Consider the following 21,000-nt stretch of genomic DNA (forward strand, 5'->3'; position numbering starts at 1 on the left):
GTCGCGCGGCGGTCTAACTCTAGTGGGGTACAGCCGCTAAACCAGGTTGTCGCCCGTGCGCGGAGTCTCTATTCCCTGCATGCCGGTACCGGCCTCCTGGGGCACTGGTGGGTATGCAGGGCTGGTGTTCTCCCGCACCTCCGGCGGCGCGCCGGCTTCGGTACCAACACCTGCTGCAGCCGCGCCCGCGCCTTCCGGTCCTTGACCCTGGATGTAAGGGCTCTTGATGTTCATGGCTGCCGTTTGGCTGGCTGTGGGGAAATTCGGGTCGTCGCCGCCAGGGTTCGGTGCCTGGTAGCCGGCTCCCTTCATGATTTCGTCCGCGATGGGCGCAATCATCGGCATCTGGGCCACCTGGGCGCCGCCCTGCATGGCGCTGTACGCCGCCTGCACGCCGACCTGCACTTGCTGGGCCGCCAGCAGCTTCTCGCGCGCCGCCACTTCGCGCTCGCGCAGGTCCAGCTCTCGCATCTTGAGGTCGCGTTGCAGCTCCTGCTCGATCTGCTTGCGCAGTTGCTCGGGGTCGGTCTGCTGGGTCGCGTTCTTGATGACCGTGATGATTTCTTCCTTGCGTGGCAAGTCCATCAGATCCAGCATGAACGGCATCACCACCTGCTGCATCTGAGGCGGCAAGGCCTTGACGGCTTCGGACAAGGCCGCAAGCTGCTGAGCGCGGAAGCTCGATGACGATGGCACATCCGACAAGGCCACTTTGAGGCGCGTGCGCTGCACATCATTGGACAGATAGCGCAGCCCGCCCTCTTCCACGGTTTCATTGAGCACCACGGTGCGGGGCGGATTGATAGTGTCGCCCTCGATCACGATCACCTCGCGCTCCTCGCCCAGGTCCTCGATCTCCAGTGCCAGGATCAGCTCGCCCACCATGGCGCGCCCTTCCTTGAAGTTGTCCATCAGGTCGGCAATGCTGATCTGCGACTGCTCTACCTGGGTCTGCTCCTGCACGCCACTGGTCGCATTGCCCTTCTGCCCCTGGAAAGCTGCGGTGATGGATCCGACACGCTGCAGCGCCGCGCGGCTGTCGGCCATCATCTGCAACTGCTGATTGTTGAGCTGAAAGTCGCGCTTGACCTCAAAGCGCGCGCCTGTCTGGGACATGGCTGTGGGGTCCAGCACAATATCCGCGTCCGGTCGGGCAATCTGGCGCCGGAATTGCTCATCCGACATAGCCACCGCGCCCTTGGTACGCTCGGTCCGGGTGCTGGCCATGCCCCAACGCAGCTTGGCAATGGAGCTATTGAGGTTGTCCTGCGGAAAGATCATGTCGCGCACCAGGCCGAACGGCACGCGCGTCATGTCCTCGCGGTAGCCCCAGAACGGCACATATGGGAAATGCGGGTGCGGATAGGGGCTGGCGCTGTCATGCAGCATGTGCGGCCCCATCCAATAAGAGCGGCGCATGCGTGCAACGGTGGCGCGCTCCAGCTTGCCCTGGCCGCCAGCCACCGCGGCCTGATGGGCTGGGTTTGTCACATCAAACTCGACCACCCTGCCGCCGCGCATCTTGAGCAGCACGACATTGACCCAGCGCCGGTACCAGAGCTCGCCCAGGCACACCTCGTCCGACTCATGGCGGTACCAGGCCTGCTCGCGCGTGGTCCAGGCGCGATTGGCATCGGCAGCCGAGAGCAACCCGGTCGATACGCCACCTTCGGTCACATAGCCACCGTATCCGCCCAGGCCACTGACGGTCTGCGCCTGCATGATCAGCTGCGCCATGTTCTCAAACGCGCGCGCAGTTCGCTCCTTGCTGATGAAGCGCTCGCGCAGCAGCCAGCGCGCATCGGATAGATCCTTTTCAGAGGCGCGCATATCCCAATGGATTTCATTGCGGTGGATGTAGTGGCAGCGGGTCTTGTACTCGAGCGGGTTGCTGCTGCGCGCCACCTCTACCCAGCCCAGGCCCACGGCCGCCTGCGGCTTGAAGGCCTCGCTCATGGCCGCATCCGCCTTGGAAAAGCGCTCGGCCTGGTTGAGCCGGTAGTTCAGCGCGTCGGCCACATCCTTGCCTGTGGGGTCGCCGTCCGGGGTCACTCGCCAATCTGTGCGCGTCTTAGCCTCAAACCCGCAGATAGCCGCAATGGCCGGGCCAATCACGTTCTCTTTGGCCGGCGGCACGCCCGTCGCCTGCAGGCGCTTGAGCAGTTCGGTGCTCAGCTGGTTGCCATCGGCATAGTCGGCCTCCTTGTCGGCTGCCGCGCGCCAGGGTGGCTGATCAATGCATTCCTGCACGATCTTGGCGTATTCCAGCACGGTCATGGGCTCTCCCAGATCCGCGTTTTGAGGGGGCTTGATGTATTGCATGGTTGCTCTCACGCGCGCCAATCGGGCGCTTCAGGTTCTTCGTAGCTGGAATGACTGGAGCCGTAGCTGTCATCGCTCGGGATGTACAGCCCGGTTTCCTTCGCCTGGGCCCACTGCCGGTGCGCGTCCGCGCCTTCGGTGCATCCGTTGCCCTTGTCTGGCTCATTGATGAACTTGGCCAAGGCAGTGCTGTATTTCTTCTTGTAGCCGCGCAGGCGCTCGACCCCAAAGGCGCAGCGCTCCTTGTCGTACCAGGCGCCCTTCATGTGCTTGCGCAGGGTGTTGATGCCGGTCTGCAGCTCTGTGATGCGCGGCACGATGACAAAGCTCTGGCCCGGCATCAGCGCCTGCAGCTGCTCTTGGGTGGACTTGTTGTAGTCGCCCAGACGCTTGTGCGCCGCGTCGTGTGGCAGGTAGTGCTTGCCGAAGACATAGCCCAGACCCTGCAGGTGGCGCACGTAGTGGCGCAGATCCTCGTCGTGCTCTTCGTAGTAGTCGATGAACCGATCTTCGCCGCGCAGGGACTGGGCAAACCAGATAGCGCAGCCATCGCTCGCCCCAATGTCCCAGAAGGTGTACACGGGCAAATCCAGCACTGGCACCTTGCAGATGCCGCCGCGCTTGGTGACAACCTGCAGCACCTTGGTGAGATAGTGCCCTTCGGTGGACTGCTGGAATGCTTCGGCTGGAGTGCTGGGGTACTCCTGCCACATGCGTTCTTCGCGCCCTGCAAAGTCGGCGGCCTGGGTGGCCACGTACCAGGCGCGCTGGTCCAGGTCGATGGAGCAACCGGCCTCTTGCTCGATGCGCTCAAAGTATTCATGCTGCTCTGGCGTGATTTCCACCAGGGAGCTGTCCATGCGGTAGTTCGGCTCTTGCCACCAGGCATAGAAGTGGAAACGGTAGTCGCGCACGGTCAACTTGACATGCGTGTAATGCAGCGTTTCGGCGCGGCTCGATAGCTCGTAGAACTCGCCGTTGGCACCCTCTGCAGTGCTCTCGATCACCAGAATGCCGTTAGTAGGCACTGCCGGGATGGAGCCTGTCATCACTTCCTTGGCTTTCTCGGGATACTTCGCGCAGATCTTGCCGAACTCCGAGATATGCAGGCGGTGGATGGTGCCCGATCGCATGGATGTAGCCACACGCACCGAGCTATTGTTGTGCGCGAAAAGCAGCTCCGTCGCGCTGTCGCGCTTCAGAGGAAAGCGCTCGCGGATCTCATCGGGCAGGTTGTTGTACGCATAGCGCACCTTGTCCCGAAAGATCACCTCAGCGGCTTCTCGGTCCTGGGCAATGATGCCGCAGCGCTGGTCAGCGTTGAAAAGCGCATGGTCCAGCCAGAGGATGGCGATCAGGGTTGTGAAACCCAGCTGGCGCGCCTTGAGAATGATGTTGCGATGCCAAAGCCGCTTCAGGAAGCGCTTCTGGGCGCGATTGGGCTTGAAGGGGACCGAGTAAGCATCATCGTCCCCATCGCCCTTGATCATGATCTTGTAGAGGCACCCCGAAAAGATGCGCCACTCAGGATCAGCCAGGCAGCGCTCCAGCTCCTCCGGGTTGTTCGGGATCTGATTCAGGGGGGTCGTGTGCACCAGGCCGGCCATGGTCAATCGTCCTCGTCATCCTGCGCGGACGGATTGGGATTGACTGGCAAGGCCGAAGACCCAGGGGGCTGAGCTGGGCGCTCCGGATCCTCTGCAATCGGTGTGAAGCCGTTATTGCTGCTTGATGCCACGCGCATCAGCAAGGCCTTGAGCGGATCGGTCTTCTGCTCGTTGTCGCGCTCGTACAGGCCAAGGTGCTTGAAGAGCTTCTCCATGGCCGCGGCCTTGTCATGCACCTGAATCTCTATGCCGTGCTTGCCGTGCTTGGCGCCGGCATACAGGGACAACGCTGCAGGGGACAGCGTTCTGGTGTCCTTGAGCACCACACGGCTTTGGCCGTCACCAAAGCACTCGGGGCAGGTTGGGTGCGGCGGCTTGAGAGGGGTGTAGCCAATGCCGCCTTGGTGCTCGAAGGCCTCTAGGTCATTGCCAGAAGAAACCCACTGCTCAACGTCATAGTTCATCTCTGCCACGGTGCGTTGCCACTTGTGGCCCTCGCCATGACAGTGGCGGCAGCAGCCGATCTTGACCTCCACCAGCTCACGGGCGTCTGCCGTGGCGATGTGCCAGGCTTCTGTGACTACTCTGTCTGCGCTGATCTGGGTGCGCTTCTGTTGCTCTTGCCGTGCTATCGAAATTGCAGCTTGAACACTAACATTTACCAACAGGCGACCTGCTTGCTCGTTGGCAGTGGCCTTGCTGTAGCCCGCACGGATGGCTGCCTGGGTCGCATTGCAATCGACCAAATACTCATCGACAAAGCGCTGCTGCTTGACAGTCAGACGGCTGTGGTGCGCGTCCCGCATGGGCGCGGCTTTGCCTGCTGGCTTCCTCTTGCCTGCAGGCTGCTTGGGGGACTTCGATTTTTTAGGGGGTTCTCCGGGCCTCTTACCCGCTGGAATGGGTGCCATGCCCGGAATGCTGCGGGGCATGGCTTTGGGTGTCGAACCCTAGCCGGGTGACTTTCTTCTTTCCTCGACCGCTCGCACCGAGGCAGCCTGATGGGCGAGTGTTAGGACCCGCTCCTTGCGGCAGGAATAAAGCTCTCGCGCTTGATACCCGCCAAGGCGTTCAGCACCTCAAGCAATTCAGTGACAACACGCATGAGCTCTTTGACACGTTTTTCATAGTTCAGCATCGATCCAGGAATGCTGCTTTTCAACTTACTCTCCGTAAGTAGCAGAGATGCCAGCAACTGTGACTCCTCTTGAACCTTGGTCATCAATCTGGTTTCAGCTTCAGGGAACAAGGTTCCTGATGCGAGACTTTCGGACAGCACCGGACACTGCAGTGCAGTTGCAATATCTGCATAACCGGACCTTGGATAATCGCCCTCCGGTTTCCAGGTGGCCAGAAAGAGCCCAAGGCGAAACTGCATTGCGCTTAGCTCGCCTCTAAGCCGAGGACCAATCATAAGAAGCTGTCGGCGCTGCACCTCGTGGCTCATTTTCTTGGGCGCGACAACGCCAACCCATACCGCAACACCAGCAGCTAGCAATGCGCTGGCAGCAGTGCCAATCGCTCCAACGGCCTCAGGATTCCATCCCCACTCTGCAGCCATCTCCACCTCCCTATGAACTTCCCTGCAGCATAGCTGGAAAGCAAAGATGTCCGCACACAGCAATCCAGCCCGCACCGGTATTGCTATTGGGCAAGCTGTAACACCTGCTGAGCTCCGTTGTCTGATCTACTGGCTTTCAGCGCCTTGTAGCGTCTGTCCACCTCTCTCAGCTGCTGCGCCATCTCCACCATGCGGGCCTCCATCTCCTGCACGCGCTCCAGCGCAGAAGCCTCCAGCGCCTTACCTGCCAACATAGGCGCCAGCTGACGCGCCTCGGCCGGCACCAATGTCATCACTTCGTCGCCTTTCTCGATCTTGTAAATCCCGTTGGGCATGACCGTGCACGAGACAGCCTGTGCAGCCACATGCTGATGTAGCGGGCGATAGCACTGCTTGTGTGGGCTGATCATGCCCTCGCCTCGCAGCACCTTGATGCGGTCGTCCACTGTGGTGGGCTTGAGCCCTGTCATGGCCACAATGCGCTCGCGCGTGGGCTCTCCGCCGGAATCGTTAATCTGCCTGATTGCCTCAAACACCAGCATGAGCGTCGGCGTCTCCTCCGTGGTTCCAAGATCCACGCCCCCATCACGGGCGCGGTGTGTCGATGTTCCAGAGGTTTGCTTTGCTTGTGTGGAATTCATTGATGCTCCAGGGTATTTGGTTCGATACGCTTGTCAGGCCCACAGGGGCAACTTCTTGGGCCAGAGTCCAGCCTTCAGGATTTGTTCGCGGGTAAAGCGGCCAGCTTCAATGCCGTACTCGCGGTGGGCCTCTCGCCCTCCAGACTCCAGCAGCCGGTAGTTGTCATAGGCCACATGGCAGCCCTCGATGCCAGGACGGCTGCAACAGAGCGGGAACCCCGTGCGGTCGTCTGTCTTCATGCCAAGGCCCTTGCCGTAGTTGAGATGGGCATGCTGGCTATAGCCGCTGATGCCGCACCAAAAGCAAGGCAGTTCTGCCACCAGACGGCGGTAGGGCTCGCTCTCGATGGCGTTCTCTTTCAGCACAGCTATGCCAGTCGTTCCAGCCCCGGGGGCCATGGTGACGTTCCCGGGAACCATGCTGGCCGTTGCAAGGGCGCTCTCTATCTGGCGGGCGGCGCGCTCAGCAAGGCGCTGTTCACGGCTTTCAGCCTGGCCGGGTTCGCAGTGGTGGCCATCGTCCTGCTCATCAAGGAGCCCAGCGCCAGCCCAGCCGCTGCGAGACTTGAAGCCCTTACCGGGCTTGAGAGGGGCGCGGCGCATCAGCATGCGGCCCCCTTTAATGCCCTGCTATATGCGGCATTCGTTGTCGCGTAGATGATGCTTTGCGATTGGGCCATCAGCCACGCGCTATAGGCCGCCACAGGGCTGAGTCCTGTCGCTGTTGCGCCGCGCCCAGTGCAAACCCATGTGCCTGCCACTCGCTTGATGCGCGGATTCATCCAGTCACGCAGCATCCTGTCGCGCCTAGAACGCTTCAGGGAGTGTTCGCGATCAGCCTCTAAGGCTTGCTCAATGCGGCTCAGTACCATGAGTGCCCCCAGTCGTCGACCAGCACGGTATCGCCGTACTCGTCCATCACGTAGATCCGGCGTGCACCCACCTCGATGGTGTTGCCGCAGCGGTTTTCCATGGTGACGCGGTGCATGTACCGGCCATCACTCATGCGGTCCAGATGGGGATGCAGCAGCCGCGTGATGCGCGATGCGCTGCGGGGCTTGCGTTCGCCGGCCAGCGGCACGACCTTGCCAAAGAAGGCTGGGTTCAAAGGCTGGATCATTTGACCAACCTCACTTCCAGGCCCAGCAGAGCCTTCATCAGGTGGCGCTTGAGTTTGAATTCGGGGGTCAGCACGCCCTTCACGTCCTCGATGACCTCCACGCCCTTTTCCACATAGACGAAATCGGCCACATAGCGAATGGCCGGCTTGACGCGGCTCCCATCGGCAAACTTCACGGCGGGCACCAGCTCATAGGCCACCTGGCGGCGCAGCTCGCTGATGTCCCCTGCGCGCAGCTGCATGCACAGATGCCCCCAGCGGCTGGCCTCGGCACGGCTGTCGAACTTCACACCATCGGGGGTAACGGTCTTCTTGTTACCGTACTTGGCTCCACCGGGTCCAGATCGCTTGGCAGTGGCTTGAACCCCAGGCGCTTGAGCTCGGCTCGCACCGCTTCCCGCATTCCCGGCCACAGGCCGTGCCCATGTGTCACGGATTCCTCTTCCAACTCCAAAGCCCTTTGCCTTGAGTAGTGCCACCATCCCGGCGTCATTGCCAGCCGCACCAGATGGTCCCTGGCGGCGAGGTAGTGCGTTGGTAGATCGTTTGGCATTCATCACCTGCCCTCCTGCTGATAGGCCTGCACAGCAGCGGCGGCCCTGCGCTTGTCCTGGAGCAGCCGAATACGGTCTGCCCGCGCCTGAACCTGGGCTTTGGTGAAGCGGCCTGCCTTGCGGGCAAGCTGGTCGCGCAGATCATCCAGGCGGGCTCGCAGCTCGGGCGGGGCCGCGACGGTGACGCTGGGCTTTCCCTCCAGCAATGCAATCGGGTTGAACACAGGCGCCGGAAGAGACAAGCGGTCCAGGTGCTCCGCAGCCACGGCCGGCGGCAACAGGCCTGCACTGACTGCTTGAGTCAGGGCCTCCTGGCGCTGGGCGCCGTCCCAGCCGATGGAAACTTGAATCACCGGCAGCTGGCGCTGCTCGCGGGCCGTGGTGGTGATTCGCTCGTAGGCGGCAATGAAGGCCATGCGGGCGCCCACCTTGTCGCCAGCGGCGAGCATCCCGCGCGCTTGTTCAAAGGCACGCTGAATCTCATCGCTCCATACCACCGTGGCTGCCTCGTCGGCGGATTTCAGCGCCAGCGCCCATGCTTCGCTTGGAGCCAGGCGGCCTGCCAGTGTCTCCAGCTGATCCAGGACCGCCTTCAGGGTGAGCTTGCCCGTGTGCTGGGCACGAACGCGCTTCAGGGCACGCTCAAGGGCAGGCAGCGGGTAAATGCTCAGGTCATCAGCCATCATCGCGGCCGCAGTGGCCGATACGGCATGCCCCATGGCTTCGGCAGTCAGTGCCAGATGAGTGCACAAGCGGGTCAGTTCTGCATCATTCAGCATCTGTGCCCCCTTGCTGCGCAGCACGCTGGGCTCGAATGATGGCCATGGCCTCATCGGCCACGCTGGCGTTTGCCTCCAGCTGGTCGGTTTGCTTGGCACGGGTGCTGGTCATGCTGGCGCCGGTGTGGTGCTGGGTCGCCCACTTCTCGGCATCCGACTGCAGCAGCTTGACCGGGTGCATCTGCTTCACAACGAATTCCTCGTTGACGCGGCGAACGTAGTGCACGGCCACACGGGGAGCGAGTTCGGCCCCTACGCGGTCGATGAAGTTCATGAACTGGCCGCCAACCGTGGCATTCCAGAGGGGCCAGCTGCCGTAGCGCTTCTCGTAGGCAATGGCGTAGGCCACCCACGCCTTGTGGCTCTTGGTGTGAGGTCCGGGATAGCGCAGCTCTGCAGGAATCTCGTAGATCGTCCCGTCACCAGCCTCCACCCTCATCGGCTCAGCCTTGGCTTCAGCCGGGGCTGCACTACTCTCTGCCGTAGTCTCTGAAGTAGTCTCTGTTGTAGTCTTACTTAATTTAGATTGGCGGTTTTGCGCAGCCCTGTTTGCACGTTTTGCGCGATCCTGTTTGGCGGTTTTGTGCGTACCTGTTTGCTCGCTTTGCTCATCCTTGATTGGCGGTTTTGTGCAATCTTGTTTGGCGCATTCATCCAAGCTTGATTGCAAGGCATCGAAGTCCACGCGGTAGAACAGCTTGGCGGGGATTCCTCGGCGCTCTTCGCGCAGCAGGCCCATTGACTGCAGGCGGCTGCGGGCGCCCTCCTGTTCGCGGCGTGTCAGGCCTGTTTCTTCCTCCCATTCAATCTGGGTCTTGAAGAACCAGCCCGAGTCATCGCCACTGCGGCGCGACCAGTAGACGGCCTGGCTCAGCAGCAAAGCGCCGGTGATGCCCGCGCCAAGAGCGACAAAGACCCGCTGAAATGCGATTGGGCGATCCAAATAGGTGCTGATGGTGCTCATGCCTGCACCCCAGCTTCCTGAGCCTGACGGGCCTTGTGCTTGCCCCACAAGCCAGCAACCCACTCCACGCCCTTGGGGGTGAACTTGGTGGTGTTGAACGCATGCTCGTTGGCCGTTGCCACACCGGCGCGCACCACAAAGCGGCCAGCTTCGATATGGTTCTGGTAAGCGGTCCACTCATTGCCGAGGCGGTACATGATCTTGGCGTCCTGCAGCCAGGTGCGAAATTCATGCTCATTGGCCTGCAGCAGCTTGGCTACCTGCCTGAAGCCCATGGAGCCGTTGGCCGCCACGTAGCGGTCCACGTACTCCACCTTGGGCGCGGCCAGCGCCAGCTGCTCTCTCTGGGCGTCAAGCTGTTCAGCCTGATCAGCTGCCAGCCGCAAGGCCTGGGCCATGGTCTGGGGCACTGCTGGCGCTGCCTGGGCCTCCAGCTCCTGCCAGCGCTTGACCACCTTCATGCGCGCCACCGGGTCGTAGCCCAGCAGCAGTGTGAGGACCGTGTTCTTGTCCAGCAGGTACTCGTCGTAGGTCTGCTCGTTCTGGGGGTGTATCCACTTCTGGATAGACCCACCGAAGGCCACGCCGAGCTGGCCTTGCAAGGCACGCAGGTCACGCATGACGTGAAAGTGCTCCTTACCGGTTAGATCCGCAATGTCGCGGCTGCTCATGGTCAGCGGCACGGCCGTCGGCGAAAGTGTCGAATTCAGACTCATCGGCCACGCCCTCCGAATTCGGGGGCCTGAACGTGGCCTACCAGCGCCTGCAACCCTTGGCTATGCTCATCCTCATGAAGCATCCTCTCTGCCACCATCTGTCGGTAAGGTTTTTGCCACTCCAGCACATAGATGGCATCGCGGATGCGCGCCGAGGTATCCAACTTCAACAAAGCACAGCTCCTGCGGAACCGATGAAAGGTCACTTCATCAACCTTCGTCTTCAATTCGTGATCCAGCTTGCCCAGCGGGCCGGCAATGCCACGGGCAAACATCGGCGTGAGCTCGTCCCCGGCCAGTTGGCCAATTGCGTGATCCAAGACCTCCTGCGCGTCCTCGAGAGGCAGCCCCTTGAGGGCATTCAGCACAGCGCCGAGGGCAGCGTTCTGAGCTTTGGACAGGTGCGTAAGTTGCTTGACGTGAGTGTTGGAGTCAGCCATGCGTGACCTCCTCGTGCAGGCTCTCCGCGCATTCCGCTTGATGCACGGTATGGCGATAGAAGTTGTTGAACAGGTGCCACAGCGGGGAACCCACCGGGTAGCGATTGGCCAAAGCCAAGGAGATTCGGTTTTGCGCGGCGTGCTGCGCCTGGGTGCCCACCGCCTCCCGGGGCAGAATGGAAGCTCCTACACAACCATTCCCGGGAGGGGTAGACATGGAAATTCGACAATTGCGCTCATCTGCCATCAGTCGAGCAGGATTCGATGCGCAAACGGGGGTGCTGAGAATCTGGTTCACAAGCGATCCCGCTCAGGGCTACGATTTCTTTCGGGTTCCACCAGCCGTGTGGCAGGGCTTGTTATCAGCGCCTTCTGCTGGACGCTACTTCCATGCGCACATAGAGAAGCAGTACGCAGCTCGATAGCGGCACCAATCAGCGTCAGCTCGTCCGAGAAATCAGTAGTCCAGCTCGAGTCCGCCGAGCGCGGCAGGTCTGGCCTGTCGGTAATCAGGCAGTTGTGGTGCAACGCAAGCGCCAGGCGCGCAGCCCGAAGGGCCTGGGTGGTGGTGTCAGTCATTGCCCACCTCCTTTTCTGGGGTGGATGGCTGTTTCAGATCGGCGGGTGGGCGGAGCCAGTCGTACCTCAACTGCACGGCCGGGGGAATTCCTCGGCGCTTCCAGTTGTTGACGCGGCGAGATCCATTGAGTGAGCGCCAGCCGAGTCGATTGGCAACAGCGGTGCTTCCACCAAGACGATTGATCAGTTCAGTAGCTGGTGCATTCATGTCGTTAATTAAACACCATGTTCGCCTTAATCGCAACAGCATGTTTAAACAATAAGTTTAAAAATCACTGCTATGCATCCAGTAACCGAACGCATTTACCAGGCCGTGGCCCATATCACCGGTAAGTCCGACGTCGGGCCTACGGACGTCTCCCAATTTCTGGGACTGGCCAACTCTCAGACCGCCAAAAACTGGGAGTCGCGGGGCCCTTCCAGCGACGGTCTTGTGGCCGCTGCAGAGCGAGGAATCAGCGTGAAGTGGTTACGACAAGGCACCGGACCAATGACAACAGACTCAATAACGACTGAACCCTCTAACGTTGAGCCAGCGCTTGACTTGAAAAAATCTCGGCGCGTCCCAGTCACAGGAAGCGTCCGTGGCGGACCTGATGGCTATCTAGTTCAAGACAACGGCACTGAGGGCTGGGTAGAGTACTGGACTGGCGACCCTCGGGCATATGCTTTGCGTATCAAGGGGGACTCCATGCATCCTCGCTACCGCGCTGGAGAGTACGTAGTTGTGACTCCCAGCATTGAGGCGCAATCAGGTCGTGATGTGGTCGTCAAGCTGATTGACGGAAAGTGCTTGCTCAAGCAGCTCAACTGGACTCGAGGTGATGAAATGCAGTTCGTGAGCATCAACAACGGCTACGAGCCAATGACAATCAGCAAAGAGGACATCGAGTGCGTTGACCGGGTGGCAGGCTGTGTTGGCCCTGACGCCATGATCTTCTAAGCATTCTTCGAGCCACCCTAAAGCCCGCTTAGGCGGGCTTTTTCATGCCCACTCAAAAACACCATGTTCAAACACTGTGTTGACACATGCAGAACACCATGTTTAAATCCATGCATCACAGCAATCACCGTGTTGCTGTCAATGGGTGCCAAGTGATCGAGCCAGCACCGAAGCTCATGCAGCCGCACGGCTGGGTAAACACAGGGCACCGCGGGCGGCAGCGGGATACAAAAGGTCGTCGGTCGCTCTAGTCAGTACTGCTCTGCCCCCGGATGGGATCGGCAACAAGAACATCGAAAGGCCACGCGAAATCCATCCGCTGGGTTCTATACGGCGGTGAGGCATACAGGGAGGCCAAGAGCAAAAACGCCCAGCGCGCTAGCGCCGCCGCCCGGAGCGCATCCGGGGTTCAAACGAAAGCCTTGCTAGCAGCGCTTTCGTTTGAGTACAGTGAACCCATGACACGCATAAACACCACCGAAATCTGGGAGCGGCACGGCTACAGAGTCGAACGCATTGAGCAAGTAATGGGCGCGCCCCAGCGCAATATTTATGGGCCTGACGGCACGCTGCTGATCGAAGACGCCGAGTACACCCAAGAGACAGAAGCGCTGCGCGAACTCGGCTTCATCGACTGATCGCTGCTGCAGCTGCAACAACATGGCTAGCGTCTATTTTTCAAGGGCACCGTTTAAGGTCATTTAAAAGAGTACGGTGGGACAAGGCAGTCAATCTTGACCAGCCACCTTAGACCGGAGGTCTATTTGTCAGGTAACCCCATTCCCATCTCTACCCCATCCTTTTGGGACACCTTGAAGCTGATGTTCTTATTCACGGACGGGGTCGCAGCTCCAGAGCAACAAGGCCCCCCACTTGTTCCCCAAAAGCAGAACAGGGATGAACAGCAGCGGCAGCGAAAGCAGTAACAGCTAAACAGCGAGCAACGACCCGAGAAATACGGTTTCTTTCACCAGCCACCCATGAGGTGGTTTTTTTGCGTCCGGAGAGTTGAAATGTGAGCGCTTAGCCAGCATGTGGCATGCATGTGCCCTATCCCGCAGGGCTATAGCGGGGCCATCACGCAGGTGGACTGGACACGGTTCGACTCCGTGGGCTACACCGATGCGCCTTGCGCGCTAGGTCTAGGCGGCCCAGTCCATCGCCGTGATGGTGCCGGGGGTCGGCTCCCCGGCTCTTACAAACCAGGCCTGCAAGGGCTTGGCTGGAATACTGCAAGAGGGTAATCGCACCGGTCTTAGGTGCCCATCATGACCACCCCGGGAAAGTAGCGGGGGCTATCTGGCGTGACTGCTCGAGCAGGTACGGCAGTTCAGGAATGGGCCTGGGCTGGCGGCAATCAGGAACGCGACGCTTGCGTCGTGGCGACAGCGGTCACACCAGATGGCTCTACCCCCTTTGGTGTAAGACGGACTCCTATTGATCGCCCGAAAAGCGTCATGCAGAATTCGGCCCCATCTACCTGTTATGCCGGGCCTGGGATCCCTCCTCCCTCCCTTACTGACCTCTTCCCCAGGCAGGGCCCGAAAGGGTCACCGGCTCTTTATTCAAGCCCGCAGCACCTGCTCGCGGGCTTTTCTTTTTGAGACACGCAGTCACGCAGCATTTAGCTTGGCAACCTAATCAAAGAAAGATGACAACCGCGAAGGGAGGGTGCACCGTTTGAGGTTCGACAGATATCACAAGTTGAATCAAAGGTATCCAATCGCTCAATCTGTAAGCGCCTACATACCTGCTTACATCTGCCAGTTACAACAAGACGGACTCACAAAGATACGTCAGCTCGCAGGTTCTGCGGCCAGTCTCTGAGATGTAGGGAGTGTCCTCATGAAGAAAGTTAATCCTGCTGCCAAGCACGCAAACCGCGCCTATGTACGCATGCATACATATGTGACGAAACATTTTGACTGGGATCTCTTCACCAAAGACTACCGCGTAGTCCTGAACACCGACGAGGACGGAGGCGTCACGCTTTACATCGTCAAAGTCTTCGACAAGAACGGCCAGTTAGCTGCACTAGGGCCAAAGATCCCTAACCAGATTACGTTCTCGTACCGCCAGGCGCCCATCATGTCGGTATGGACTGAGTTCTTCAACGACGGCAAATTCACTTGGCGCAATGTCTCGTGCCGCTAGATGCGGCAGCGGTCACGCCAGGTGGCAAGTCAAGTTGATTTCTTTCCACCACCGACAAGGTAGACGTTGCCCTCAGCCACGTTGTTGAGAAGCTCGCGATACGCATTCACCAAGTGATCGCGGCCAAGCCTGAATTCGGGATCCGTCCTATCAGGTCCATCCTGATGCTTGGCATCTAGCTGTGCAGCGCGCAGCTCTCTCGCCACCTGGTGCGCAGTCTCTGGTGGAAGCACCTTGACGACTGCCGTTAAGATCATGGACAGCGCAGCGAATGCGCCAGATTCCTCCTGGGTCATGAAGCACCTCCAGTCTGTTGACCCATTTTAGTTTCCAGCCGTGCATGGGGCTCATTTCTTTCCACCATCTCTGAACCCTTCCCCAAGCAGACCCGAAAGGTAGCCGGCTCTTTATCCAAGCCCGCAGCAACTGAGCGCGGGCTTTCTTTTGTCATCACGAGCGGGAGCGCAAAGCACTGAATGTCGATCAGAGAATTGCCTAGAGTGCGCCCCACAATTCAACGAGGCCAACCAAGTGAAACAGCCCAATCACAAGACAGATACCAGATGACATCAGCCAGAAAGTCTGCGTGTTTGCAGGGAACACCGGTTTGAGAAATGGGAAAGCAACCGCCCGCGCCAGATACACGGCACAGATAGCGGTGAGAGCGAGTTTGGTTAGCGGCAGAGGCTCGATGACGCCAGCCCCGGCCAATGCGTAACCCGCCCAAATGAACAAAATCATTGCGATGAAAAGCGTTATCAGTGCTGGCCGAGGCTTTCCTTGCTCCGCAGCGCGGACCATCCGATCACTCGCTCCCATCACCCGGTATGCGGGAGCGCCAATTGCGATACACGCCAAGTGTGCTACTGCGGCAAATGCACTCAATGCGCCGCCGACGACTAGCGCGATCGATCCCAAACTCGACATAGCTTCCCTCATTAATTCTGATGACTTATCAGCATATCAAGTCGCTATTGCCGATGGATCACGTAGTTTCAGCGGCGCGATGAAAACTTGATCGCCCAATCACCACGAGAAGCACCGCCACTCAACTAACGCCCGCAGTAATCGCTCGCGGGCTTTTTCTTTGCCCACAGGAGACTCCCACCGCCCCTACGACAAAGCTGCTCCTCGCGGCGCAATAGGCGCTCACCTGCCTCGGCCTCACATGCGCCGTTCCCTGCAGGAGGGTTCTAGCGGGCAGATCGAAAATACAAAATATGTATTAATTTGCCTCAATCAATAGAAAATACTGACAACGCCTGCAATCAGTGAAAGCATTCACCTTAATTGATGTCTTTGAATGAGCGCAGCTACTCAGGTGTGAGAGAAGCCTCTTTAAGCCACCCTTCGCGGGGTGGCTTCTTTTAAACCAAAGCCAGAGCCATCCGGTGTGGCCACTCAAGCAGGTACGGCAACTCAGGAATGAGCCTGGGCTGCCGTCAATTGGGAGCACGGCGCTTTGCGTCGTGAGCGACAGTGGTCACGCCAGAGGGCGCAGAACCTTTTCTTTAACCATGGGAAAACTGCTGCGTCATATACCTGTTTCGCCGGGCTTGGGGCACCTTTTCACTCCCTTTTGCTCACCCAGGCAAGACCGAAAGGTCACCGGCTCTTTATTCAAGCCCGCAGCAACCGCTCGCGGGCTTTTTCTTTGCCCTCAGGAGATTCCATGCATTCGACTCCATCCCCTGCCCACACCACAAAGCTGCTGCTCGCGGCGCAATGGGCTCTCATCGGCTTCGGCCTCTTCTGCCTGGTCGGCGCGGCTGTGGTGATCGCACTCACGCCAGAAGCCTGGCCCCTCTGAGCATAGAGCTTGGATAGCTGAACACGATTTTTGAAGAGGAGATCCTCATGCTGAAGACGATTGTTGATTCCGCGCTGGTCATCGTTTGCGCCTTACTTCTGGCAGCCTGGTTGGCCGCGCCTGATGCCCAAGCCGATGAGCCCCAGACCATCACTCAACGCCTGCGCGACGAGTTCGCCTGCCCTGGCATGCATGCCGAGTGGCTGGATGAAAAGACCGTGCAATGCTTAAAGGAAAATCCATAATCGGCAGGAGATGCGCCCCCTTCAAAACCAGCTTTAATGCTGACAGATAGAACCTGCCAGGGAGAGATCATGATCAAAGGTGTAGTGCTCCTACTCAGCGCATTGTTGATGCAGGGCTCCCCAAGCGCCATGGCCCAAAGCCACTGGAAGACCCCCGACGCGAAAGGCTTGCCGACCATTCGTTTTGCTGATCCGCAAGTTTTTAGCGTAGTGAAGAGCCAAGTTAGCATTCCCATCACGCAACTGCCCCCCGACATCACACAATTGGATCAAGGCTTCTGCTATGCACATACCGCAGCCTATGTCACTGAGTACTGGCGGTGCAAAGAGGGAAAAGGTCTTTGTAGTGCACTATTCACTAGTGAAAAGCTGTCTGTGACCGAATTCACGGAGCATGGTGCGGAGTTGTTGAAAGAAGGCGGCTTCGACTGGCCCGTGTTTCAACAAACAGCAAAGGGCGACGTGACGATCCGACAACGATCATGCACCCATGAGAATCAGATAATGACTACGGTTTTCGGAACCGGCAGTTACGTCTACACGCTCAATACCATCGGCCCAGAGATATTGGGTGAGCGTTATCGCGCGAGGGTGAAAAATGTACTTCTCCCACTGTTGCCAGATCAGCTACGCGCAGAGATGACCCCTGCACCTGGAGAAATCTATCCACGCAGCCTTGAATTCATGCGCAAAGCGTGGGAATGGAACCAAGGCACCAACAATGCTCACGCCGCTCAACTAGCAAACGCCTTGTTGGTGTTCTATGGACTGCCGCTGAGCTTGGAGCAGGTTCAAAGCGCTCTGCGTGAAAATTCACCACTGCGTTATTACGAAGCCTTGCTCTACAAAAAAGACTGCAAGGAGAAATTCACACTGCCGAAATACGACGTTCAGTTTCATGTTCATGACAGATATACAGATCTGCCGCCCAATAGCCAATACCTCGGTACAAGTATTGAAAATGCACTCAGCGTTATCAGGACGAGCTTGCAAGCAGGAGAGCTACCCATGCTTGGAGTGTGCATGACGGACTGCGACAAGAGACGATTTAACGGCCACTCCATTGTTGTTACGGGCATCCGGCAGGTGTGCCAACGTAACGGCCGCGCCTGCCGTGATGAGATCCAAGTCCAGTGGCATTGGGGTAACGGATTTCAAATCCTGGCCAACTCTGGTTGGGCTGATGCTGGATCGCTATTCGGCCCAAAGTTGGATCACTTGCAAACCGTTGTGATCGCAAAACCTAGCAAATAGGCCTCAAACGACAAAGTGCGAGCGCCATCTCTGCTAGCGAGATACTTTTTCCATTTAACCAACCAAAGCCCGCACATGCGGGCTTTCGCATTTCTGGAGTTCTGATGCTTAAGAACATGATCATTTACCGCATTGCCGAGAGCTGGCAGGGGGATCTGCAGCTGCTGGAAGATGCGCTGCAAAAGACGGTGTTTGAGGAGTGCGGCGCCACACAGGAGCGCTCCGTGGGCTGGGTGCCGCCGCGCGGCGAGCCGCACGGTCCTCTGGTCGATTCCGTGGCCGGTCAATGGGTCATGCGCTTCATGACCGAGGCCAAAGTACTGCCGGCCAGCGTGCTCAATCGCAAGGTCAACGAGAAGGCCGAGCACATCGAAAAGACCGAAGGCCGCAAGCCTGGCAAGAAGGAGAAGCGCGACCTCAAGGACGAGGCCAAGCTGGATCTTCTGCCCATGGCCTTCACCAAGCAGGGCAGCATGTGGGTCTGGATGGATCCTCAGGCGCGCACCCTGGTGCTCGATACCAGCGCCCAGGGCCGCGCCGACGAGGTGGTGACGCTGCTAGTCGAAGGCCTGCCCGGCTTTGCCCTGGCCCTGCTGGATACCCAGACCAGCCCACAGGCCGCTATGGCGCACTGGCTGATGATGCAGGAGCCGCCCGCCAGCTTCACAGCAGACCGCGAAACTGAGCTGAAAGCCGCGGACGAATCCAAGGCTGTCGTGCGCTACGCCCGCCACCCGCTGGATATTGATGAGGTCCGCAAGCACATCGAGCAAGGCAAGCTGCCGACCAAGCTGGCGATGACCTGGGACGACCGTGTGAGCTTTGTGCTGACCGAAGGCCTGCAGATCAAGAACATCGCGCTGCTGGATGCGGTCATGGACGGCAACAGCAAGGACGACAGCGGCTTTGATACCGATGTGGCGATTACCACCGGCGAGTTGTCGCGCCTGATTCCCAACCTGATCGAAGCATTGGGCGGCGAAGGCCGCACCCGCCTTGGCGACCTGCCCGCCTCGCTGGCTGGCAGCGCCAGCAACTGACCACCCATTCATAGATCTTTATGAGCAGGGCCAAGTGCCCACATCAATGAATCGACTGCCCGCCAATGAGCGGGCTTGTTCTTTGGAGGCTCCCATGAGTCTGACTTTCGTGAATCACAACGGCGACCCCATCACAGATTCCCGCATGGCTGCCATGCGAGCTCAAGGAATGGAGCTCGAGCGCCAGCGCCGCCTAGCTGCCAAAGCGGATGTGGTATCCGTGCACAAGGGGTGGCGCGTCTCTGGCATCAAGCCCGGAATGCTGGATGAGGCAAAGCAGGCGCATGAGCGGCTTTGCCAGATGGCGCAGAAGGCAGGCGGCAAGCCACCAGAACCATTTGATGAAGGTGCATGGCTGCGCCCCGCCAAGCGCACCGCAGTGCGCAGCAAGCCGTACCCCCTTCAAGAAGCCGCCCAGCTCTGCAAAGAGTTGGCCATCAAGGCAGGCTGGCTGGAGGTTCACCTTCAGGAAATCAAGAAGGTAGTCGCTTGAGTTGCTCTTGCGGGAAGAGGAGCAGCAAAAGAAAAAAGCTCACGCTTTTGGCGTGAGCCCTTCTTACAGATCGAAGAAGATTACTTGCGTGGACGGGCCAGGGCCACTCCCACAGCGCGACCGCCCAGCGGTTGGTCGTTCAGCTCCTGGATAGCTTTCTGCGCTTGCTCTTGAGTGCCCATTTCAACGAAGCCGAAACCGCGCGAACGGCCGGTGTCACGATCAATGATGACGTCTGCAGCGATCACATCACCGCAGCTGCCGAAATGTGTGCGCAGGGCTTCGCTGTCGATGGAATAGCCGAGATTGGTAACGTAGAGATTGGATTGCATTGTGTTCTTTCAAAGATTGCTCACGCATGTCAGCGATGAGCGGTTACAAGATTGATAAGGGTCAGCGGCGGCGCTTGAAGGCAGGTTTGGCCCCAGTAGCAGCACCAGTACGAGGAGGAAGATGGCGAAAGGTCACACGCCCTTTGTTCAGGTCGTAGGGCGACATTTCGACGGTCACTTTGTCACCAGCCAGAACACGAATACGATGCTTGCGCATCTTTCCGCCGCTGTAAGCAATGAGCTGATGGCCGTTTTCCAGAGTCACGCGAAATCGCGCATCCGGCAGCACTTCATCAACTCGTCCTGACATCTCGATTAGTTCTTCTTTTGCCAAGTTAGCTCCTGTGAGTGAAGGATTCAGCCGCTCAATTCAGACTGTGGTTCAAGACCATGTTTCGCCCTTCAGTCAGGGCATAGCTAGAGGCAAGCGACTCGTTAGAAAACTGGGGAACAAATCGAATGACGCGGTCATATGCACCGCGGCGAATGGAAACAGCAGCCAGGAATTGGCCGCTGGTGCTCGGCTGTGTCAGAGGTGTGACCACGTAGCGGCCAATCTGCTCTGTAATGTTTTTGTGCAGCATGAAAACGGACGGCCGCACGCACGATTGCGCAGACCATCAAGTGAGATAGGGAAGGCCCGCTGTGAATGCAGGGGGCAACGCAGATCCATAAGGATGTTCAGGATCTGGTGAGTTCGCCTAGAGGGGAGTGACCACCGCGTGCTTTGCTAGAAGAGCGGCTACCTGCGGCCAAGGGGCGGCATTGGTGTCAGACAGGCACTGTTGGGGCGAACGGCCTTAACAGCGAGTGAGGCCAGTATAGGTGAACCGAAAGACCTTTGGTTGGAAATCTTCCGCTCTCCCGGCCTGACGTCCCTCACATCAAAGCCTTCAAAAAATAAATTGATAGACCACTAAGGATTAACCATGTACTGTGGGCCTAGCGTTCGGATATTTACAGAGAGCCTCACCAATGACGAAAACTAAAAAATCACCCGTTCACCATGTCGTGGAGGCCAAGCGATGGGAGCTCAGTCGCGAAAAAGAGCGCATCACCTACCCTCCTGAACATGCCGGCCCAGTGCAAATGGAATGGCGGAAGCGAGAAAACTACTCCGCCACAGACCTCGACTACCGAGGCCGCAGCAAGATTTAGAGAGCCTCCACAAAATTGCCTTTGCCCGCCATTGAGCGGGCTTTTTTATGAGTTTCACCAGCATGACAAACACCACCACCGATAAGCGTTGCGGAAGCTGCGGCGCGCCGCTGCCTCAAGACTTCAAAGAGGAACAAGGTCAGCCACTTCCTTGCGGCCACTGACAACCTCAACCTTGACAACTTTCCGGCCCGCCACTGAGCGGGCTTTTAAGACCAATAGCCGCCTTACTCGGGGCTTGGCGACTCAAGACACTGATCTACCCAATCGATTGGTAGCTCCTTCATT

General features: G+C 58.8%; 26 protein-coding genes. 9 read left to right on the plus strand and 17 right to left on the minus strand.

Annotated features, from left to right (window positions below):
• Positions 1 to 36: 36 nt before the first annotated feature.
• From Cth01_RS16495 to Cth01_RS16555, 13 genes are all read right to left on the minus strand, one after another.
• The gene (locus Cth01_RS16495; RefSeq protein ID WP_045839833.1) at positions 37 to 2,322 is read right to left on the minus strand and encodes a portal protein; all 2,286 of its coding nucleotides are present in this window, start codon (positions 2,320 to 2,322) and stop codon (positions 37 to 39) included.
• Between the two features lie 8 nt (positions 2,323 to 2,330).
• Positions 2,331 to 3,929 carry a terminase gene (locus Cth01_RS16500; protein ID WP_045839780.1) on the minus strand — a complete coding sequence of 533 codons (1,599 nt, stop codon included), beginning with the start codon at positions 3,927 to 3,929 and terminating at the stop codon, positions 2,331 to 2,333.
• Between the two features lie 2 nt (positions 3,930 to 3,931).
• On the minus strand, positions 3,932 to 4,735 hold the full coding sequence (locus tag Cth01_RS16505) for a terminase small subunit (protein ID WP_045839781.1): 804 nt from the start codon (positions 4,733 to 4,735) through the stop codon (positions 3,932 to 3,934).
• Positions 4,736 to 4,941: 206 nt separating this feature from the next.
• Complete coding sequence (locus tag Cth01_RS16510) at positions 4,942 to 5,490, minus strand: hypothetical protein (protein ID WP_139032121.1); 549 nt, start codon at positions 5,488 to 5,490, stop codon at positions 4,942 to 4,944.
• Between the two features lie 83 nt (positions 5,491 to 5,573).
• Positions 5,574 to 6,131, minus strand: coding sequence for a hypothetical protein (locus Cth01_RS16515; RefSeq protein ID WP_139032120.1), 558 nt, complete (start codon positions 6,129 to 6,131; stop codon positions 5,574 to 5,576).
• A gap of 33 nt (positions 6,132 to 6,164) precedes the next feature.
• Positions 6,165 to 6,740, minus strand: coding sequence for a hypothetical protein (locus tag Cth01_RS16520; protein WP_045839784.1), 576 nt, complete (start codon positions 6,738 to 6,740; stop codon positions 6,165 to 6,167).
• Between the two features lie 253 nt (positions 6,741 to 6,993).
• Positions 6,994 to 7,251 carry a hypothetical protein gene (locus Cth01_RS16525; protein WP_045839785.1) on the minus strand — a complete coding sequence of 86 codons (258 nt, stop codon included), beginning with the start codon at positions 7,249 to 7,251 and terminating at the stop codon, positions 6,994 to 6,996.
• A complete protein-coding gene (locus Cth01_RS16530) occupies positions 7,248 to 7,808 on the minus strand; it encodes a DUF1064 domain-containing protein (protein WP_233425208.1) in 561 nt (186 codons plus the stop codon). The genes Cth01_RS16525 and Cth01_RS16530 overlap by 4 nt, the downstream gene beginning before the upstream one ends.
• Complete coding sequence (locus tag Cth01_RS16535) at positions 7,808 to 8,584, minus strand: hypothetical protein (RefSeq protein WP_045839834.1); 777 nt, start codon at positions 8,582 to 8,584, stop codon at positions 7,808 to 7,810. The genes Cth01_RS16530 and Cth01_RS16535 overlap by 1 nt, the downstream gene beginning before the upstream one ends.
• Positions 8,574 to 9,548 carry a hypothetical protein gene (locus Cth01_RS16540; RefSeq protein WP_045839787.1) on the minus strand — a complete coding sequence of 325 codons (975 nt, stop codon included), beginning with the start codon at positions 9,546 to 9,548 and terminating at the stop codon, positions 8,574 to 8,576. The genes Cth01_RS16535 and Cth01_RS16540 overlap by 11 nt, the downstream gene beginning before the upstream one ends.
• The gene (locus tag Cth01_RS16545; protein ID WP_045839788.1) at positions 9,545 to 10,264 is read right to left on the minus strand and encodes a phage antirepressor KilAC domain-containing protein; all 720 of its coding nucleotides are present in this window, start codon (positions 10,262 to 10,264) and stop codon (positions 9,545 to 9,547) included. The genes Cth01_RS16540 and Cth01_RS16545 overlap by 4 nt, the downstream gene beginning before the upstream one ends.
• On the minus strand, positions 10,261 to 10,704 hold the full coding sequence (locus tag Cth01_RS16550) for a hypothetical protein (RefSeq protein WP_045839789.1): 444 nt from the start codon (positions 10,702 to 10,704) through the stop codon (positions 10,261 to 10,263). The genes Cth01_RS16545 and Cth01_RS16550 overlap by 4 nt, the downstream gene beginning before the upstream one ends.
• Positions 10,697 to 10,921, minus strand: a complete 225-nt coding sequence (locus tag Cth01_RS16555; RefSeq protein WP_139032119.1) for a hypothetical protein — start codon at positions 10,919 to 10,921, stop codon at positions 10,697 to 10,699. The genes Cth01_RS16550 and Cth01_RS16555 overlap by 8 nt, the downstream gene beginning before the upstream one ends.
• Between Cth01_RS16555 and Cth01_RS24515 the strand changes: the two genes are divergently transcribed.
• The 4 genes from Cth01_RS24515 (at position 10,920) to Cth01_RS16575 (ending at position 14,380) form a co-directional block, all read left to right on the plus strand.
• On the plus strand, positions 10,920 to 11,129 hold the full coding sequence (locus Cth01_RS24515; protein ID WP_072248288.1) for a KTSC domain-containing protein: 210 nt from the start codon (positions 10,920 to 10,922) through the stop codon (positions 11,127 to 11,129). The genes Cth01_RS16555 and Cth01_RS24515 overlap by 2 nt on opposite strands.
• A 644-nt stretch (positions 11,130 to 11,773) precedes the next feature.
• Entirely contained in the window at positions 11,774 to 12,226 is a 453-nt protein-coding gene (locus Cth01_RS24345; protein WP_233425210.1) for a S24 family peptidase, read from the plus strand.
• Between the two features lie 458 nt (positions 12,227 to 12,684).
• A complete protein-coding gene (locus Cth01_RS16570) occupies positions 12,685 to 12,864 on the plus strand; it encodes a hypothetical protein (protein WP_045839791.1) in 180 nt (59 codons plus the stop codon).
• Between the two features lie 1,207 nt (positions 12,865 to 14,071).
• On the plus strand, positions 14,072 to 14,380 hold the full coding sequence (locus Cth01_RS16575; RefSeq protein ID WP_012837708.1) for a hypothetical protein: 309 nt from the start codon (positions 14,072 to 14,074) through the stop codon (positions 14,378 to 14,380).
• Positions 14,381 to 14,409: 29 nt separating this feature from the next.
• On the opposite strand, the gene Cth01_RS16580 is transcribed toward Cth01_RS16575, so the two are convergent.
• Positions 14,410 to 14,676 (minus strand): hypothetical protein, encoded by a 267-nt coding sequence (locus Cth01_RS16580; protein ID WP_012837707.1) that lies wholly within the window; start codon positions 14,674 to 14,676, stop codon positions 14,410 to 14,412.
• A 199-nt stretch (positions 14,677 to 14,875) separates the two neighbouring features.
• Entirely contained in the window at positions 14,876 to 15,307 is a 432-nt protein-coding gene (locus Cth01_RS16585) for a hypothetical protein (RefSeq protein WP_045839836.1), read from the minus strand.
• A gap of 745 nt (positions 15,308 to 16,052) precedes the next feature.
• Between Cth01_RS16585 and Cth01_RS24035 the strand changes: the two genes are divergently transcribed.
• The 5 genes from Cth01_RS24035 (at position 16,053) to Cth01_RS16605 (ending at position 19,222) form a co-directional block, all read left to right on the plus strand.
• Positions 16,053 to 16,190 carry a hypothetical protein gene (locus Cth01_RS24035; RefSeq protein ID WP_167332951.1) on the plus strand — a complete coding sequence of 46 codons (138 nt, stop codon included), beginning with the start codon at positions 16,053 to 16,055 and terminating at the stop codon, positions 16,188 to 16,190.
• A gap of 47 nt (positions 16,191 to 16,237) precedes the next feature.
• Positions 16,238 to 16,435 carry a hypothetical protein gene (locus Cth01_RS16590; RefSeq protein WP_045839792.1) on the plus strand — a complete coding sequence of 66 codons (198 nt, stop codon included), beginning with the start codon at positions 16,238 to 16,240 and terminating at the stop codon, positions 16,433 to 16,435.
• Positions 16,436 to 16,504: 69 nt separating this feature from the next.
• Positions 16,505 to 17,689, plus strand: coding sequence for a hypothetical protein (locus Cth01_RS16595; protein ID WP_139032117.1), 1,185 nt, complete (start codon positions 16,505 to 16,507; stop codon positions 17,687 to 17,689).
• 104 nt (positions 17,690 to 17,793) lie between these two features.
• Complete coding sequence (locus Cth01_RS16600) at positions 17,794 to 18,729, plus strand: recombination-associated protein RdgC (protein WP_045839794.1); 936 nt, start codon at positions 17,794 to 17,796, stop codon at positions 18,727 to 18,729.
• Between the two features lie 169 nt (positions 18,730 to 18,898).
• Positions 18,899 to 19,222 carry a hypothetical protein gene (locus Cth01_RS16605; RefSeq protein ID WP_233425209.1) on the plus strand — a complete coding sequence of 108 codons (324 nt, stop codon included), beginning with the start codon at positions 18,899 to 18,901 and terminating at the stop codon, positions 19,220 to 19,222.
• Between the two features lie 80 nt (positions 19,223 to 19,302).
• Here Cth01_RS16605 and Cth01_RS16610 read toward each other — a convergent pair whose 3' ends face one another.
• Positions 19,303 to 19,554 carry an RNA recognition motif domain-containing protein gene (locus tag Cth01_RS16610; protein WP_045839796.1) on the minus strand — a complete coding sequence of 84 codons (252 nt, stop codon included), beginning with the start codon at positions 19,552 to 19,554 and terminating at the stop codon, positions 19,303 to 19,305.
• Positions 19,555 to 19,615: 61 nt separating this feature from the next.
• Positions 19,616 to 19,888, minus strand: coding sequence for a translation initiation factor IF-1 (gene infA, locus Cth01_RS16615; protein WP_034383896.1), 273 nt, complete (start codon positions 19,886 to 19,888; stop codon positions 19,616 to 19,618).
• Positions 19,889 to 21,000: the final 1,112 nt, after the last annotated feature.

Origin of the sequence: Comamonas thiooxydans (genome assembly GCF_000964545.1) — a bacterium.
Lineage (GTDB): Bacteria > Pseudomonadota > Gammaproteobacteria > Burkholderiales > Burkholderiaceae_C > Comamonas > Comamonas thiooxydans.

What these genes read in the sequence shown, in the direction of transcription:
- Cth01_RS16530 (WP_233425208.1), bottom strand. Translation starts at nt 7,808, where the DNA reads ATGAATGCCAAACGATCTACCAACGCACTACCTCGCCGCCAGGGACCA.
- Cth01_RS16540 (WP_045839787.1), bottom strand. Translation starts at nt 9,548, where the DNA reads ATGAGCACCATCAGCACCTATTTGGATCGCCCAATCGCATTTCAGCGG.
- Cth01_RS24035 (WP_167332951.1), top strand. Translation starts at nt 16,053, where the DNA reads ATGCATTCGACTCCATCCCCTGCCCACACCACAAAGCTGCTGCTCGCG.
- Cth01_RS24515 (WP_072248288.1), top strand. Translation starts at nt 10,920, where the DNA reads ATGGAAATTCGACAATTGCGCTCATCTGCCATCAGTCGAGCAGGATTC.
- Cth01_RS16595 (WP_139032117.1), top strand. Translation starts at nt 16,505, where the DNA reads ATGATCAAAGGTGTAGTGCTCCTACTCAGCGCATTGTTGATGCAGGGC.
- Cth01_RS16505 (WP_045839781.1), bottom strand. Translation starts at nt 4,735, where the DNA reads ATGCGGGACGCGCACCACAGCCGTCTGACTGTCAAGCAGCAGCGCTTT.
- Cth01_RS16535 (WP_045839834.1), bottom strand. Translation starts at nt 8,584, where the DNA reads ATGCTGAATGATGCAGAACTGACCCGCTTGTGCACTCATCTGGCACTG.
- Cth01_RS16510 (WP_139032121.1), bottom strand. Translation starts at nt 5,490, where the DNA reads ATGGCTGCAGAGTGGGGATGGAATCCTGAGGCCGTTGGAGCGATTGGC.
- Cth01_RS16515 (WP_139032120.1), bottom strand. Translation starts at nt 6,131, where the DNA reads ATGAATTCCACACAAGCAAAGCAAACCTCTGGAACATCGACACACCGC.
- Cth01_RS24345 (WP_233425210.1), top strand. Translation starts at nt 11,774, where the DNA reads ATGACAACAGACTCAATAACGACTGAACCCTCTAACGTTGAGCCAGCG.
- Cth01_RS16500 (WP_045839780.1), bottom strand. Translation starts at nt 3,929, where the DNA reads ATGGCCGGCCTGGTGCACACGACCCCCCTGAATCAGATCCCGAACAAC.
- Cth01_RS16610 (WP_045839796.1), bottom strand. Translation starts at nt 19,554, where the DNA reads ATGCAATCCAATCTCTACGTTACCAATCTCGGCTATTCCATCGACAGC.
- Cth01_RS16495 (WP_045839833.1), bottom strand. Translation starts at nt 2,322, where the DNA reads ATGCAATACATCAAGCCCCCTCAAAACGCGGATCTGGGAGAGCCCATG.
- Cth01_RS16545 (WP_045839788.1), bottom strand. Translation starts at nt 10,264, where the DNA reads ATGAGTCTGAATTCGACACTTTCGCCGACGGCCGTGCCGCTGACCATG.
- Cth01_RS16585 (WP_045839836.1), bottom strand. Translation starts at nt 15,307, where the DNA reads ATGTCGAGTTTGGGATCGATCGCGCTAGTCGTCGGCGGCGCATTGAGT.
- Cth01_RS16605 (WP_233425209.1), top strand. Translation starts at nt 18,899, where the DNA reads ATGGAGCTCGAGCGCCAGCGCCGCCTAGCTGCCAAAGCGGATGTGGTA.
- Cth01_RS16575 (WP_012837708.1), top strand. Translation starts at nt 14,072, where the DNA reads ATGAAGAAAGTTAATCCTGCTGCCAAGCACGCAAACCGCGCCTATGTA.
- Cth01_RS16580 (WP_012837707.1), bottom strand. Translation starts at nt 14,676, where the DNA reads ATGACCCAGGAGGAATCTGGCGCATTCGCTGCGCTGTCCATGATCTTA.
- Cth01_RS16520 (WP_045839784.1), bottom strand. Translation starts at nt 6,740, where the DNA reads ATGCTGATGCGCCGCGCCCCTCTCAAGCCCGGTAAGGGCTTCAAGTCT.
- Cth01_RS16550 (WP_045839789.1), bottom strand. Translation starts at nt 10,704, where the DNA reads ATGGCTGACTCCAACACTCACGTCAAGCAACTTACGCACCTGTCCAAA.
- Cth01_RS16525 (WP_045839785.1), bottom strand. Translation starts at nt 7,251, where the DNA reads ATGATCCAGCCTTTGAACCCAGCCTTCTTTGGCAAGGTCGTGCCGCTG.
- Cth01_RS16555 (WP_139032119.1), bottom strand. Translation starts at nt 10,921, where the DNA reads ATGTCTACCCCTCCCGGGAATGGTTGTGTAGGAGCTTCCATTCTGCCC.
- Cth01_RS16600 (WP_045839794.1), top strand. Translation starts at nt 17,794, where the DNA reads ATGCTTAAGAACATGATCATTTACCGCATTGCCGAGAGCTGGCAGGGG.
- Cth01_RS16590 (WP_045839792.1), top strand. Translation starts at nt 16,238, where the DNA reads ATGCTGAAGACGATTGTTGATTCCGCGCTGGTCATCGTTTGCGCCTTA.
- Cth01_RS16570 (WP_045839791.1), top strand. Translation starts at nt 12,685, where the DNA reads ATGACACGCATAAACACCACCGAAATCTGGGAGCGGCACGGCTACAGA.